Origin of the sequence: Caballeronia sp. GAFFF1 (assembly GCF_023630705.1) — a bacterium.
GTDB lineage: Bacteria > Pseudomonadota > Gammaproteobacteria > Burkholderiales > Burkholderiaceae > Caballeronia.
The window spans coordinates 1-14550 of record NZ_JALQEM010000037.1; the positions used below are offsets into that span (position 1 = coordinate 1).

Here is a 14550-nt window from a genome sequence, read left to right on the forward strand (position 1 = left end):
AATCGGCGCTCGCTTTGCTGTGGAATCCGTGCTCGGTTTGCCGTGGAATCAGCGTTCGGTTTGGCGTGGAATACGCAGCTCCACCGTAAACACGCCCGGTGCGTAATCCAACTTCTCGCTGATGTCTTCGCCGATACGAACACGTTCGCATCCGCACTGGCACACCGTGTTGTCCGGTTCATGACGGACGTCGACACGCGGCAAGTGCGGCGACAAGGGTGCGCGTTTTGGCTGCTCGTGTCGGCGCTTGCGTGCGGGCTCAAGCTCTTCGAGCTCTATCTCGATGGCGGCCAGGTCGCCATCTATCGCCTCGTCAAGCAGGCTCATTTGCTCGTTGTTGATCTGCTCGCTGCGACGGCCAAACTGCTGGCGCCTGAGCACGGAGATCTCGTGAGTCAGTTGGTCGATGCGGGTTTGCCGGTAATGCAGCTCCCGTTCCAACGTATCGAGTTCTCTGCGTTTCTCCGTCACCTCTTGGTCCTTCGCGCGGACCTCAGCGAGCAGTTGCGTGGCAAGGGCACGCAACTGCTCTGGACTGAGGTCGTCGAGATCGGCCGGCGGGTTCATGCAGACCAGTCTGCCAGAACCCCGCATACGCGAGAAGGAGAACTGTATACGTCACCGCCGACGCGTCAGATGATGCGGATCACGCCATCCTGGCCGATGCGTTGCCACGGCAGCCCCAGCACCAAGCCCGCCAATTGTTCGTGCGTGAGCACCTGCTGCTTGGGTTCGTTGCTAGCGTGGGGCCAGACGAACTGCCCCTGATTCAGCCGCCGGGCTGCCAACCAGATGCCGATGCCGTCGTGGACCAGGACCTTCAGTCGGTTGGCGCGGCGGTTGGTGAACAGATAAGCGTGGTGCGGATGCGCGGCGCCGAACACCTTCACCACGCGCCCCAACGCCGTGTCGAAGCCGGCCCGCATGTCCAGCGGATCAACTGCTAACCAGATCTCGTCGACACGAATCACCGCAGCCACTCGCGCAACCATGTCGCGCATTGCGCGGCTTCGGAGACCGGCCAGCTCACTGTTATCGACCGATTGCCCCGGCGAACTTCGACACGGATCTCCGTCGAGCCTACCTCCTTTGCCCCCACGGCAACTGGAACGAACGCTGGTAGTGGTGTCGATTGAGTTTCTACCGGGCGTTCAGACAACCGCTTCGGAAGTCTGCCTTCAGCCTGATCAAGCCAGCGTCGCAGTAAGTTCGCGTTGAGCCGATGTTCCAGCGCGACCGCCGACACCGACACGCCGGTACCCTGGCAAGCGGCAACAACGCGTGCCTTGAAGTCTTCGGTGTAGCGCCGACGACGGCGACGGGTCGGCAACGCCTCTTCTTCGATAGTGTTCACGTGTCCGCTTATTCGCTTTAGTGGACACGATACTCCCAAGCGCTTCGCCGACAATCAAGGTGAGTTGGCCAGCCGCTTACTCTTATCCGAACGTCGATTCGTGATTGGTTACTAGCCGTATCGAACGTGTGATTGCAGTACGTCACGCGTCCGATGTAGAAGACGAGGCTAAAGACTTGGCCTGAAACCACCGTCTGGCTAACAAGTCCCAAAAGCGCTTGCCGATAACGATGTTGCCGTCGTTAAAGTCGTAGGTAGGATTGTGGAGGGGTACGGCGCTGCCATTCGCGGAAGCGTTTCCAATGAAGCCATAGGCGCCGCGGACGGCTTGAAGCATGAAACTGAAGTCTTCCGCGGTCAGCGCCGGCTGCACGTCCAGCACTGCGTTCTCTCGGCCAACGACCTCCGCCATAACCTGGCCCATAAAGTTGGCAGCACTCGGATCGTTATCTGTGCAAGGGTAGCCAGAGTGGAAGTGGACAGACGCCTCCGCCTCGTGCGCTGCGGCCACGTTTTGAGCCACTCGCTGTATCCCCGCGACGGTGTCCTCGGAGAGCGTCTTCCCTAGTGTGCGGCATGTACCATGGATGATGGCTTTGTCTGGAATCACGTTGAAGCTGGTACCCGCTTCGATCTTTCCGACGGTCAAAACGGCGCTGTCCAATGGATTGACTCTCCGCGAAATCAGCGTCTGAAGTTGCTGAACAATTGCACATGCAATAGGAATCGGATCGATGCTTAGATGCGGCAGGGCTGCATGCCCTCCTCGTCCGTGGATCGTAATCTCGAAGGCTTTAGCCTCAGCCATGATAGGACCTGATCTAACGCCCATCTTGCCAACCGGTAGGCTGGGCCAATTGTGAAGCGCGAAAACCGCCTCGCAAGGGAACAAGTCGAACAGGCCTTCCTCGATCATTCGTTGCGCGCCTGCTCCGCCTTCCTCTCCGGGTTGGAAAATAAGATGAATAGTGCCGTCAAAGTCGGGGCGACGTGCGAGCGTCTCTGCTGCACCGAGCAGCATGACTATGTGTCCGTCGTGTCCGCATGCGTGCATTTTGCCCCGGTTAGCGCTGCAATACTCAAGACCGGTGGCTTCATGAATGGGAAGTGCGTCCATGTCTGCGCGCAAGCCGATTGAACGGCCGGGGTTCGCCGGGCCTCGGCCTTGCCCGTAGATCGTTCCTACCAAACCGGTCTTAGCTATATTTCCGTGCACCGGAATGCCGAGGGCCTCCAGGAACGATCTCACTTGTCGAGCGGTCCTGGTTTCCTCGAATTTGAGTTCTGGGTGCCGATGAAGCTCACGTCGCAGCATCACCAGATGCTTAGAACCGTCGAACGGGTCGTCACCAGCGGGCTGGGATTCTGACTGTACAAATCGCATCTATTCTCCTTCCGATACAAGCACGGCCGACGTGTGTCGTGCCCAACGGTAACTTCGACCGACCGTTGGACAACGGTCGTCACGCCGCAGAAGAAAGCTTCAGGCCGACAATACCGAGAAGAAGCAGGGTTGCACTCACTATGCGGGCAGCGCTTGCTAACTCTCCCATGCACGTAATGCCCACAATGAAGGCACCTAAGGCGCCTATACCCGTCCACACCGCGTACGCCGTACCCAAGGGAAGATGGCGCATCGCGAGCGCAAGGAGCCAAAAGCTCGACAAAAAGGCGATCACAGTAAATAACGAGGGCCACGGGCGAGTGAATCCCTCCGACGCCTTCAGGCCTGAAGCCCACGCGACCTCGAGTAGGCCTGCAATGAGAAGAAAAAACCAGGACACGCGCAGTGCCTCCATCTAGTGTCACGTTCGGTTAAACGAAAGCGGGGCACGTCTAGAGCGCGACAACTTCTCACGTTCTTAAAGACAAACCAAGCATCTAGTCGTCGCTATCCACGCCCGGCGGTGCTATTTGAGACTTCCAGATAGGAACTGCTTCAAGCGCTCGCTCTTGGGCTCCCGCAAGATCTCTCGTGGATGGCCCTCTTCTTCCACCTTGCCCTGGTGCAGGAAAATCACATGGTTCGATACGTTCCGTGCGAACCCCATTTCGTGCGTAACAACGACCATCGTGCGCCCTTCCTCGGCCAGCTTTTGCATGACCTTCAGGACTTCGCCAACCAGTTCAGGGTCGAGCGCCGATGTTGGCTCGTCGAACAGCATTACCTCCGGCTCCATTGCCAGAGCACGTGCAATTGCTACGCGCTGCTGCTGTCCGCCAGAAAGGTGCGATGGGTACATGTTTTCGACCCGGCTAGGGAGCCCTACCTTCTCAAGGTACCGTCGCGCTACTTCTGTGGCCTCTTGCTTTCTCATTCCGAGAACTGACACCGGCGCCTCAATGATGTTTTCAAGAACGGTCATGTGAGCCCAGAGATTGAAATGCTGGAACACCATGGCCAATCGAATGCGCATGCGTTGCAACTGCTTGCGGTCTGCAACGTAAGAAGAGCCGGCTTTGTCGCGTGATGTGCGGATGGTTTCGGAGCCAAGCGTGATTTGGCCAGCGCACGGCTGCTCGAGATAGTTAATACAGCGGAGAAAAGTGCTCTTTCCAGAACCGCTGGAACCGATGATGCTTATGACGTCTCCGGCCTTCGCCTTCATCGAGACACCTTTCAAAACTTCGTTATCACCGAACTTTTTATACAAATCTTCAACCACTAGTTGATACATAACATGTCTCTTCGAGCGTTATTTGCCACGCGGGGCAAGGAATGAGAGCCAACGGTTTTCGAGCTTCCTGAACCCGAATATCAGTGCAAACACAATCGTCGCGTACATGACAGCCGCAATACTGTAAGCCTGAAAAGATAGATAAGTCGCCGAGTTGACGTCGCGTGTGACCTTGAGGATATCGGGAATGGTGGCAGTAAACGCGAGCGTCGTCCCGTGCAGCATGAGGATCACCTCATTGCTGTAACTGGGAAGAGAGCGGCGCAAAGCAGAAGGCAGGATCACCCTCATGTACAGTTTGAAGCGCGACATCCCGTATGCCAGTCCCGCTTCCACTTCTCCTGCAGATGTCGCCCTTATCGCCCCCGCAAAAATCTCGGTCGCGTACGCGGCCTCGTTTAGGGCGAACGCGAGCAAGGTGCAATTCATCGCATCTCGGAAGAAGGCGTCTAAGACGAAACTGTTGTGAACAAACTTCAGGCTATAGATGCCGGTGTAACACATCAGCAACTGGATGTACAACGGTGTGCCTCGGAAGACATATGTGAACATCCACACGGGACGGGAGATCAAAGTGTTCTCCGAGGTTCGTGCAACAGCGAGTGGTATAGCGATGAGGAATCCCAGCACTATCGAGAACACGAGGAGCCAGATCGTTATTGCAAGTCCAGTGAACTGGAAACCGTCCGAATATAGATAGTTTCTCCAGTACTCGGCAATGATCGTCATCATAGTGAAGCCCTCCTAACGCCGACCGAATATCGTTTCTCCAGGTAGCTAAGCAGGGAGTTGGAGACCGTGGTGATAACGAGGTAGATGGCGCCTGCCACCAGTGTGAAGAAAAAATAATTCAGGGTGGTCTTCCCTGCATCTTGAGAAGCCTTGACAACATCAGACAACCCGATGATTGAGACAAGCGCTGTGGCCTTGACAAGCACTTGCCAGTTGTTTCCGAGCCCCGGAAGGGCGAAGCGCATCATCTGCGGAAAGAGCACCCTGTAGAAAACGCGCCATCCACTCATTCCATAGGCGAACCCAGCCTCAAGCTGGCCCCGCGGAACGGCGAGGAACGCCCCGCGAAACGTCTCGGTAAAGTAGGCGCCGTATATGAATCCAAGCGTTATGACACCCGCTATGAACGGATCGATGTCGATTTGGTCCCACCCGAGCGCGTCAGTACATTCATTCAACAAAATCTGCATGCCGTAGAACAGCAGAAGCATCAGTACGAGGTCCGGCACAGCGCGGATTAAGGTTGTGTAACAAGTACCAGCCACCGTTAGTGAGCGATTTGCAGAGAGCTTTGCAGCTGCGCCTGCGAGCCCCAGGATAAGGGCGGCAGCCAATGACAACACCGCCAGCTTGATGGTTGCGATAGTGCCGGCCAGCAGAAGTGGACCGAATCCCTGAAAAATCATTGGTGGGTTCCAAAGGGTGAAAGAGCGCGCCGACGGTGGCGCGCCCGGAAGCACATTAGTTTTCGTAGAGATCGAGCGAGAAGTACTTCTTTTCGAACTGTCGGAACGTGCCGTCCTTGACCATCGCTGAGATCGCGCCGTCAATCTTTTCCTTCAGGTCAGTGTCATCCTTCCGCAGGCCGATCGCCGCGGCACCGGTTTTAATCCTGTCGCCCGCGAACGCGAAGCCTACTCCGCGGGGAGTTTTCAAGAAGCCCTGATCGGCCTGGACTTCATCCTGAAGCGTCGCATCGAGGCGTCCGCTTATCAGGTCCGAATAGGCTTGGTCTTGGTTCTGATAAGCCACCACCCGGACGCCCTTTTGTGCCCAGTTAGTGCGTGCGTACGTCTCCTGAATGGTCCCCTGCTCAACGCCGACAGATTTCCCTTTGAGAGAGTCTGCTGTCGGCAGCAGGTTTGCGCCTGCTTTCGCGAGCAGTCGCGTGGGCGTCAGGTACAGATCTTTCGAAAAAGCGATCTCTTCGGCGCGCTGTGGAGTAACAGACATGGACGAGAGAACGCCGTCAAACTTTTTGGCCTTGAGCGCGGGAATCAACCCATCAAAATCGCTTTCCACCCAAACGCACTTCGCGTTCAGACGACGGCAGATTTCATTTCCGAGATCAATGTCCAGCCCGACCAGCCTACCGTCCGAGGCCTTGGACTCGAACGGGGCATACGTCGCATCGGTACCAAAGCGAAGCGTTGACCAGTCTTTCGCTTGTGCACCGACTGCAGCAACAGACATTGCAATACAAACAAGCAGTTTTCTCATGGCGTCTCCTTTCCGATAGTGGAACATCTTCTAGTTAGTACTTTTCAGTTGAAAAATACGTTCGTCTACGTAGTACTCCTTAGTTCATCAGAGGCTTGGAGACCCGAGTCGACCTTTTTGTCGACCTCGACTTCTCGACTAGTAGTGAAATAGACGTAGTCGGTTGGCGCGAAGAATTGAAAGCAGCGCAGCAAGCGATTCGGCGACGTCCTTTGGAGCTATGCCTCGGCCCCCACCTTAAGCAGCCGATGCGCGACGTGCGACGCGTTTCCTTCTTCCCTCAAGATGCGGTAGAGCTCTTGGACAATCAACGCAGTTTCAGCTTCTCGCGTGGAAGGTACAGCCGAATCGATGATGAAGTATGCGTTAGTCGTTGCTTCGGTAAGGCGAGTGCGCTTGCCCTGTCTCCAATTCCATCGACGGCACGTCGCACCGACGTTATCCGCCCAGACCACCTCCCCTTCGGGCACGACCGCTTCTGAAGCATTAGGGTCGTCCGGGACGTCGAACAACTCGGTACCTCTAGCCGGCCGAAGCTCGAGCTCACCGGACAAAGCGTCGAGATCTTCCCCTCCGACCGGCACGAGATGCCGAAGGCTAAGGGCGTTGTAGAAATCCACGAGTGAGTTGATAGAAGGTACGGAGGAACCGTCGCCTAGCGCTCTCTTTGCTAGCGCTTCTACCGAGGAAGGATACTTGCGAGGTTTAGCGTTGAAACGCTTGTACACCTCGTGCCAGCAGGAGACTTTCGGATGGTCTTTGATTGAGTCAGCGGTAGTAACTTGCGACAAAGCCGCGGACGCCTGCTCAAGTGCCATAGCGCTCGCGGCGCTTGCCGGACTATTCGTTAAACCGAGCGCAACGACAACCACGATAGTCGTCTCCGGAAAACGGGTGTGAATGCTCTCGGCGACGACAAACCGATCCAATTGCTCGCAGGCGGGGTTTTTTATTTCGGAAGGCACGAAAGGCTCCGGACGACGACATGAGATCCACTATAGCGGCAAACCCGGCGAAGTTCAATATGATTTACTACTAGTACAAGATACTATCCTACTTCCCTGCGTCGACGCCAACAAAACGCGACGACGCCCGCGGCTCGACGACAACCATCTGGAAGACGGCGTCCTCCTTGCAGCAGTTCGCGTAGCAGTGCGGCACGTCCGCTGAAAAAACCAGCGCTTCTCTCACAGCGACAATCTCTTGTACGGAGCCCGCAGTGACAGTCAACGCCCCGGCGCTGACAACGAGCAGCTCTTTGGTTCCGAATGGATGTGCGATTCCGTCATAGGATTCCCCCGGCTTGAGCCGCCATTCCCAGAATTCCAGAACAGACGGGTCATCAAATCCGGTCACCAGTTTGCCGGAGCCCCCCTTACCGCCACGCCATAGCTCCGAGGCGTCGGAAAGTCGTGTCTTGAACGCCGTACCTTGGGCGTCCGGTTCGATAAGTTTCGATATCGGCACGACCAAAGCGTTCGCGAGCCGACACAGTGTTGCGACACTGGGATTGGTTCGCCCCTGCTCGATTTGCACAACCATCCCACGGCTGACACCAGATGCTTGCGCAAGCTGGTCGAGGGTGAGTCCTCGCGCTTTCCGTTGCGAGAGGAGGTTTCTTGCGACTATGTTGTTAATTGCGTCGACGTCGTTCATATGCATTTTTGCCGTGGTTTAAAATAATGTACCACGCGCGCAACGTACGTTCAGACTGCACCGGGCAGGGATGCCATGTCCGCGCCTGTCGACTCCCCGAAAAGGCTTGTCGGCGACGCTTAACACGTTTAATCCGCAAACGTCTGGTCTAGGGCGCGAGAAAGATCGCTAATCAGATCTTCGGCGTCTTCAAGCCCGACCGACAAGCGGAGATGGCCGTATTTTTGGAACAGCTTTGGGTAGCGGTCGGAGCCGCCCCTGCCCTCGGCGCCGACATGGACAATAAGTGTTTCATCGTGACCCAAAGAAACGGCGGACGTAACGATACGCAGGTTGGAAACAAACCGATTCTGGACATCGGGTCCGCCTTCGACGGCAAAGGCCATCACCGCGCCAAAGTGTTCTCCGCCAAACTGACGAACAGCCACTTCGTGCTGCGGATGGGAGAAGAGGCCGGGGTACATCACGTAAGCGACGCGCGGATGCGCATCTAGAAAACTTGCCACTTTCTTAGCCGAACTCATCTGACGGGGAAGTCGCAGCGGCAGCGTTACTGACCCGCGCATGATTAGCCAAGCGTTAAACGGGGAAGCGGTTCCTCCGAGGTCGACCAACGCCTCGTGCTTGATTGCTCGCACCAGAGCCGACCTACCGATCACGGCCCCGCCCATGGCGTCTCCATGCCCGTTGATGTACTTCGTCAAAGAATGAATGGCAAGGTCGGCCCCGTGCTCAAGTGCTCGGAACATCGGCGGCGGGGTGAAAGTCGCATCGATGCTCAGCATCGCCCCGGTGCTGTGAGCGATCTGAGCCAGCGCAGCGACGTCTGCCACCTTCGTCGTCGGGTTCGCAATGGTCTCCGTATGCACGAGTTTGGTGTTCGGGCGCATAGCGGCTTCAACAGCATCTAAATTGCTCATATCGACGAACGTGGCCTCAATGCCATAGCGCTTTGGAAGAAGTTCTTCAAAGAGACGCCATACAGCCTCGTATGTCACATCGCCGACCACGACGTGGTCGCCGGTTTTTAGGAACGTAAAAAAAACTGAATATAGCGCTGCAACGCCAGTTGCGAAAACAGCACATTCGTCCGCGCGCTCCATCGCTGCCAGCTTTTTCTCCAGGCAGACCTGGTTATGCCCTGCGTTCCGGGTGTATGTAAGCCCGTCCGGGTCTGACCAATCCATAGTCGACGGGTCGTCTGGGAGGCGATATGAATTGGCCATGACGAGGGGCGTACGAATAGCGCCAGTCGTCGCGTCCATCATGTTGCCGCCATGCACTGCCAGCGTACCGAATGACAGCGAGGAAAGGTCTTCTTTGTCCGGATGCCCTTGGACTTTGTTTTCCAGCATAAGTCACCTATCAATATGGTTTTATGAAGCTTCGACTGGTCGTTGCCGACGCGATACTACCGACGTGCAATGTCGACCACGCGCCCATCATGACGCTCGCGTCGCCTAAGGCGAGGTCCCGTCGCGTGGTCGGCTTCCACGCAGATGTGCATAGCCGAAGCGTGCCGTCACACTTACCCAAACGCGAAGGGGAACCGCTTCCCTTGACGCTGCATAAGTGTGAGTAATAAGTAGTGCCAACGGGCGTTCCAAAGGCTAAGCTTCGCTTCCTCGCTGGTTATTAAAGCGGCTTCAGCCACCGTCACTAAGCCGAGAGAAGGCCTGATGAGAACATCGTTCTGGCGCTCATCGCACGAGCCGCGCTTCTACTTAGCTTTGTCTTAGCTGATGACCGCCAGCCCACTTCAATATAGTATATTGAACTTAAAAGTGCAATAAAGGATTACATGGAGTTCGGGACATGCACAAGGACCGCCGCAGGTCGATAGGCGTCGTACGCGTGGAAGCAGCGCGACTGGCCAACCTGAGCTGGCTGCCCGTAAGCGGCACAGTCGGGCGTGATTGAGATCACGCCTTCTTGTACCGCTCGCATTGCAGGAGGGGCTAGCGGCGTGTTTCGCGTAACGAAGCCGGCTGACACGTTTGTCGATCGCTTCAAACTGCGGATTATCGCTCTATCAGCAAGGGTCCTTCAGGTAGAAGGGAATCGCATTTCGGAGGCCGACCGCCTCCCTAACTTTATTGAACGAAGCGACCAGCATGCTTCGCGAACTGGGCGAGTCGTCAAGGCGGACCGGTTCCAATTCGACAGCGCGCATTCCGCGAGGAAGAGCGAAAGGACGCTCTACGCCCTCGAAGTCGGTGACAATTGCAGTGTCTTCGATATCGGCCACCGTCATAAACAAGTAGGCAGTTCTTCCTTGGTTCAATTGATCGAGAAGTGGTCGTATCGTTGAGGAAAGCATGCTGAGCATTCGGGCTTCATAAGTCCCGGGCCACCAAGTACGCTGCGAGTCGCCCCACACCCCCGCACCGATCACACCGACCATCTCAATGACCCGGTCTTGTCCAACATAGGCGTATCCGCGGTAACGGCCCTCCGCATCCAACGCCGAAAGCGCCAGCATGCCGCCGCGTTTGTTCTCGAGTTCGCGTAATCTAACACTGGCCGGTTCAAGACGAAGCAACGTTTGGGCAACATCCGCAGGGAGACCTCCGTTAGCCCAGCTTTTTCGGTCAGGGATATCACTTGCGATTCGACAGATCCACTTTGGCCCTGGGGACAGTGGAACGTGTGCGCAGCCCTCCTTCACGGCCGCAGCGCGCTGACGAGCTTCATTTACTAGATCATGGAACATCAGACGCCTCGACATTGAGAATGCACTGGCGCCGTCATCCGCCGCTCTTCTGTGCAACACAACCATCGGTCGGTGACACTCGCCGGCGCCCGTCGTCATTTTAGGAGGCGGGCGTCTGGCGGAAAATCGACAAATTCTGACGCGACCTGTGAGTTGCGCGCACCGATAGACGGGCCGCAGGCTCAGGCCTCAAAGGGCACTATGTAACGCGGCCGCTAACCAATTAGCTAACATTGACTGACTGTCGCGGGAGACATAGGCGAGCCGCAGCTTGCGCTTGCACACGGCTCGTCGCGTGTTGCCGCGAGCTGAAGGCTGTCACGGCGGTACAGCGCTTAGACGCCCTTCTTCGCGGCACAGGCCAACATTTCGTCGCCAATGGCAAGATTTCCGCGAGCGACGAGCGCCTCGGCCGGGCCACGGATGTCACGTGCTTCCTTATGCTGGCCAAGCTTCCGTTTGCCTACCAACCGGGTGATTTCCACTTCCAGGCCGACGATTCCGTCCAACTGCGCTTCAAGGTAGTCAGGCGGAGCATCGCCCATCTTCCAAGGCTTTGGTTCTTGCGCTTCGTGCGTGCGCGTAAGCCGTGCAACGACGCCGCGAACGAACTTCTTGTCGTCGCGAACACGGATCCTCCCGTGAGCGTGAACCACCACGTAATTCCATGTCGGAACCTGCTTATGGTGCTCTTGCTTGCTCGGGTACCAGCTAGGGGATATATAAGCGTCTCCAGCATTGAAGATAACCATCGCTTCATCGTTGTCACTAACGTCACGCCAGACCGAGTTCGCGCGCGCCACATGGGCATGCAGCGTCCCGTACCCATCTTCGGCAGCGTACAGTTCAAACGGCAGATGGTTCGCATCAAGTCCGCTGCGGCCGTGGGTCACAAGTGTGCCAAACGCGCGGTGCACGATGAGCGCATGCAGGGCCTTGACATCGGATTCGGTGAATTGCGGCGGAACGTACATGGCAGCGACCTCTTTATGAAGTAATCAACGCCCTATCGAGGGGCTCGCCGCACTTTGGACGAGAATTGGTTTATCCTGAAGGACCAGTTTCTAACAAATTGACGAGACCAGAATGGCGCGAACTGCCCGCGCGGCGGACATTCCGTGGCTGCAGGAAGTAGATCGCACCGGCGGCGACCTCGGCCGTCAACTTATCGCCGCGTTGCGAGAAGCTGTCAGCAACGGCACATTGCAGCCCGGTGACCTGTTGCCATCGACGCGAATGCTCGCCAGTACCTTGCAGATCGGTCGTGGAACCGTGGTCGAAGCCTATGAGCAGCTCATTGCTGAAGGTCTACTAAACTCCAGACACGGCTCCGGGACGAGCGTCGCGAGCGCGCTCGGGCGGGTACCCGACACATGTGCGGCGCCTAGCGGCGCTCGCTCTGAAAACCTATCGAAGATGTCTGAGCGTGCTCGAGCCTTCGCGCATATAGCGTCGGAATTCCGTCCGATGCCGCCGGTCCCCTTTGCGGTTTCCGTGCCCATTGGCAGTACCGCGCCCTCGGATATCTGGCGTCGGCTCGGAAACAGGGTGCGAGCTCGAGGTCCGGGTGCACCAGCTGGCTACGCCGATCCACTCGGTGCGCTTCCGCTAAGGACGGCTATCGCCGACCATGTGCGCAAGTCGCGCTCGGTCCGGTGTGAGCCCGACCAGGTTATCGTCACAACTGGTACGCAACAGGGCTTATCCTTGGCCTGCCAGGTCTTGGTTGACGCACTTGACCAAGTTTGGATCGAGAACCCTGCCTATCGCGGCATAACCGCGATTCTTGAGAGCATGGGCCATCAACAAGCGATGGTCCGGATTCCTGTCGATGATCAAGGCATCGACGTAGCGGCCGGCATTCGCATCGCGCCGCACGCGCGCGCGGCGTTCGTAACGCCATCGCATCAATATCCGCTCGGTATGCCGCTGAGCATGCCACGACGCAACGCCTTGATCGCTTGGGCCCGCTCCGCTGGTAGTTGGATCATCGAGGACGACTATGACAGCGAGTTACGCTACGAGGGTTACCCCTTCCCGTCGCTCCAAGGGCAAGTCCCTGATCGCGTGATCTATCTGGGCACCTTTAGTAAGGTCCTTTTTCCGTCTCTACGGCTTGGATACGTTATCGCACCGGCCCAATTAGTCGATGCGTTTTGCGGTGCCCGCATCCTGATGGACCGGCATCCACCGAGCGCGGACCAGTACACTTTGGCCGCTTTCATCGCCGAAGGAAACTTGGAACGACATATCCAACGCGTTCGAAAAGTTTACGGCGACCAACGAAGCCACCTAATCCGCACACTAGAACGCGTTCTTCCTCGTGAGCTCGCTTGGGTTGAGCCAGGCGACCAAGGAATGCATCTCGTTCTCTGGTTGGCTGGAAATTGCGACGACCGTGTCGTGGCGCAGCGCGCAGCACAGGCCGGCGTGTCAGTCCGCCCATTGTCCCCAATGTACGCGCCGGGTACGGAACGACATGGGCTCGTTCTGGGATTCGGAGGATTCAAAGACGCGCACATCCAGGCTTCAACGGAACGGCTTGCGGAGGTTATCAGTACGACATCCCACTGACTGTATCGACAGGTAACCCTGCTGCGCCGCTGCGGTGGCGACGACCCATCGAACGCTTTGCCGTGAGCGTTGCTCGCGTCGGGCTGACCACGCAGCCAGCACTACCGTGGTGGCGGCCTTTGCTGATCGCTGACGCCGCGGACATTCTGCCGTCCGGAGCCTATAGGCCATCGGCGTCTCAAAAGCCGGTTAAGGCCGGTACGCTCGGCAAGTCTAATGCTGATAACTCGTTGGTTTGAGCATCTAGCCGCTGCGCGTCCGACGTTCTGCACGTCGTAGAAGCTGATGCCACGCCAATACGCGGCAGATGAATGCTCGGTTAGAGCGCGGGTTACCGGCTTGCGGAATCTTCTGAGGGTCGAGGACTAGAACCACTGCTCGCGCCGTTCGCCGCAAGAGCAGCGTTATCTGAGCCGGCAATCCTGAATCGGCGCTCCCGATGGTCAACATCCGCCATCCCGTAAGCAAGCGCGAACTGCCTCGCCGACGAAGCGCATTGAAATTGACCCAGTGACCCGCTCGCGCGTCTGTCGCCATCAGGGGTATTAACAACGACCATCGCGGTGTAGTACTCGCCGTCATCGATAGCGACGGGCGACAGAGTGCATCCCTTGTAGAGGACCTCGTACTGACTTTCCATAGCCGGCTCTCTCAAGCTATAGCGATTTTTCCCATATTACACTGCCAACGGCAACATTCTTCAGCCAAGAGCGCGACGAGTCAAAGTCTCGGCCCGGCCAATCTGACGGACAAGACCAGCCAGCAACAGCCCGTCCAATTGTCTTAGGTCAGGGTTTTCGACCTATCGCTTCCTGTCCAGCGGCGAGGCCAGGTGCCGTCCACACCGTCCCCACCGGGCGCGTGGTCGTCAAGATAGACACTGTTGTTCAACTGGTCGTACCCAGTCGTTTCAGTCGCTACGATCGAGCGCAGCATCTTGATAAATGCATTGCCGTCAGGCAAATTCTCCACGATCACTCGCGCAGTGCGCAAGGAGATCCGTTCATTGACCAAGGTGCCGGTGCCATCGTCAAGCACAAACTCGAAGCGATGAATCTCGGCAAGGGAATCGGGAGGCGCTGGTTGGTTGGAAAGAATTGTGGCTTTCATAGTCCCTTTTTCGTCTGTAACGCTGCTCGAGCAATAAGTGCACCGTCTACGTCAGTACCTGTGGGCGAACGGAACCTGGTACGGAGCTGCATGCCGGGCTCGGCGCAGGGGGGGAACGTTGGAACGCAAGTCCAGTTGCGGCGGATCTCGGTTGTCGAGGTCCGCCATAGCGCACTCATTGGCGTACCTCCTGGCCTGCAAGGCGCCATGCAGTTTGCCTAGGCGACCTTGAC

Annotated in this window: 15 protein-coding genes and 1 pseudogene; 1 reads left to right on the forward strand and 15 read right to left on the reverse strand. The window is 57.2% G+C overall.

Features of this window, described 5'->3' with window-relative positions; translation table 11 throughout:
* Positions 1–69 precede the first annotated feature (69 nt).
* From NCR37_RS22175 to NCR37_RS22240, 14 genes and pseudogenes are all read right to left on the reverse strand, one after another.
* Positions 70–567, reverse strand: a pseudogene (locus NCR37_RS22175) (transposase domain-containing protein); the annotation flags it as partial.
* Positions 568–632: 65 nt separating this feature from the next.
* A complete protein-coding gene (gene tnpB, locus NCR37_RS22180; RefSeq protein WP_250474974.1) occupies positions 633–1001 on the reverse strand; it encodes an IS66 family insertion sequence element accessory protein TnpB in 369 nt (122 codons plus the stop codon).
* On the reverse strand, positions 968–1354 hold the full coding sequence (gene tnpA / locus NCR37_RS22185) for an IS66-like element accessory protein TnpA (protein ID WP_250474975.1): 387 nt from the start codon (positions 1352–1354) through the stop codon (positions 968–970). Before tnpA ends, tnpB begins: the two co-directional genes overlap by 34 nt.
* Before the next feature lie 142 nt (positions 1355–1496).
* Positions 1497–2669, reverse strand: coding sequence for a M20 aminoacylase family protein (locus NCR37_RS22190; RefSeq protein ID WP_250475184.1), 1173 nt, complete (start codon positions 2667–2669; stop codon positions 1497–1499).
* A 148-nt stretch (positions 2670–2817) separates the two neighbouring features.
* A complete protein-coding gene (gene sugE, locus NCR37_RS22195) occupies positions 2818–3138 on the reverse strand; it encodes a quaternary ammonium compound efflux SMR transporter SugE (protein WP_250475185.1) in 321 nt (106 codons plus the stop codon).
* Between the two features lie 126 nt (positions 3139–3264).
* Positions 3265–4032 carry an ABC transporter ATP-binding protein gene (locus tag NCR37_RS22200; RefSeq protein WP_250474976.1) on the reverse strand — a complete coding sequence of 256 codons (768 nt, stop codon included), beginning with the start codon at positions 4030–4032 and terminating at the stop codon, positions 3265–3267.
* A gap of 18 nt (positions 4033–4050) precedes the next feature.
* On the reverse strand, positions 4051–4764 hold the full coding sequence (locus tag NCR37_RS22205) for an ABC transporter permease (RefSeq protein ID WP_250474977.1): 714 nt from the start codon (positions 4762–4764) through the stop codon (positions 4051–4053).
* Entirely contained in the window at positions 4761–5450 is a 690-nt protein-coding gene (locus NCR37_RS22210; protein ID WP_250474978.1) for an ABC transporter permease, read from the reverse strand. Before NCR37_RS22210 ends, NCR37_RS22205 begins: the two co-directional genes overlap by 4 nt.
* A 55-nt stretch (positions 5451–5505) precedes the next feature.
* Positions 5506–6264, reverse strand: coding sequence for an ABC transporter substrate-binding protein (locus NCR37_RS22215; RefSeq protein ID WP_250474979.1), 759 nt, complete (start codon positions 6262–6264; stop codon positions 5506–5508).
* Positions 6265–6482: 218 nt separating this feature from the next.
* Positions 6483–7229, reverse strand: a complete 747-nt coding sequence (locus tag NCR37_RS22220) for a B3/B4 domain-containing protein (RefSeq protein WP_250474980.1) — start codon at positions 7227–7229, stop codon at positions 6483–6485.
* Between the two features lie 88 nt (positions 7230–7317).
* A complete protein-coding gene (locus NCR37_RS22225) occupies positions 7318–7920 on the reverse strand; it encodes a helix-turn-helix domain-containing protein (RefSeq protein WP_250474981.1) in 603 nt (200 codons plus the stop codon).
* Positions 7921–8048: 128 nt separating this feature from the next.
* Positions 8049–9275: a trans-sulfuration enzyme family protein gene (locus NCR37_RS22230; RefSeq protein WP_250474982.1), complete on the reverse strand. Its 1227-nt coding sequence runs from the start codon at positions 9273–9275 to the stop codon at positions 8049–8051.
* A 677-nt stretch (positions 9276–9952) separates the two neighbouring features.
* Positions 9953–10402, reverse strand: a complete 450-nt coding sequence (locus tag NCR37_RS22235; protein WP_250474983.1) for a hypothetical protein — start codon at positions 10400–10402, stop codon at positions 9953–9955.
* 566 nt (positions 10403–10968) lie between these two features.
* Positions 10969–11607, reverse strand: a complete 639-nt coding sequence (locus NCR37_RS22240) for an FMN-binding negative transcriptional regulator (protein WP_250474984.1) — start codon at positions 11605–11607, stop codon at positions 10969–10971.
* A 112-nt stretch (positions 11608–11719) separates the two neighbouring features.
* Here NCR37_RS22240 and pdxR point away from each other — a divergent pair, with 112 nt between their 5' ends.
* A complete protein-coding gene (pdxR, locus tag NCR37_RS22245) occupies positions 11720–13207 on the forward strand; it encodes a MocR-like pyridoxine biosynthesis transcription factor PdxR (protein ID WP_250474985.1) in 1488 nt (495 codons plus the stop codon).
* Between the two features lie 783 nt (positions 13208–13990).
* Here the strand turns inward: pdxR and NCR37_RS22250 are convergent.
* The gene (locus tag NCR37_RS22250; RefSeq protein ID WP_250474986.1) at positions 13991–14317 is read right to left on the reverse strand and encodes a hypothetical protein; all 327 of its coding nucleotides are present in this window, start codon (positions 14315–14317) and stop codon (positions 13991–13993) included.
* Positions 14318–14550 lie beyond the last annotated feature (233 nt).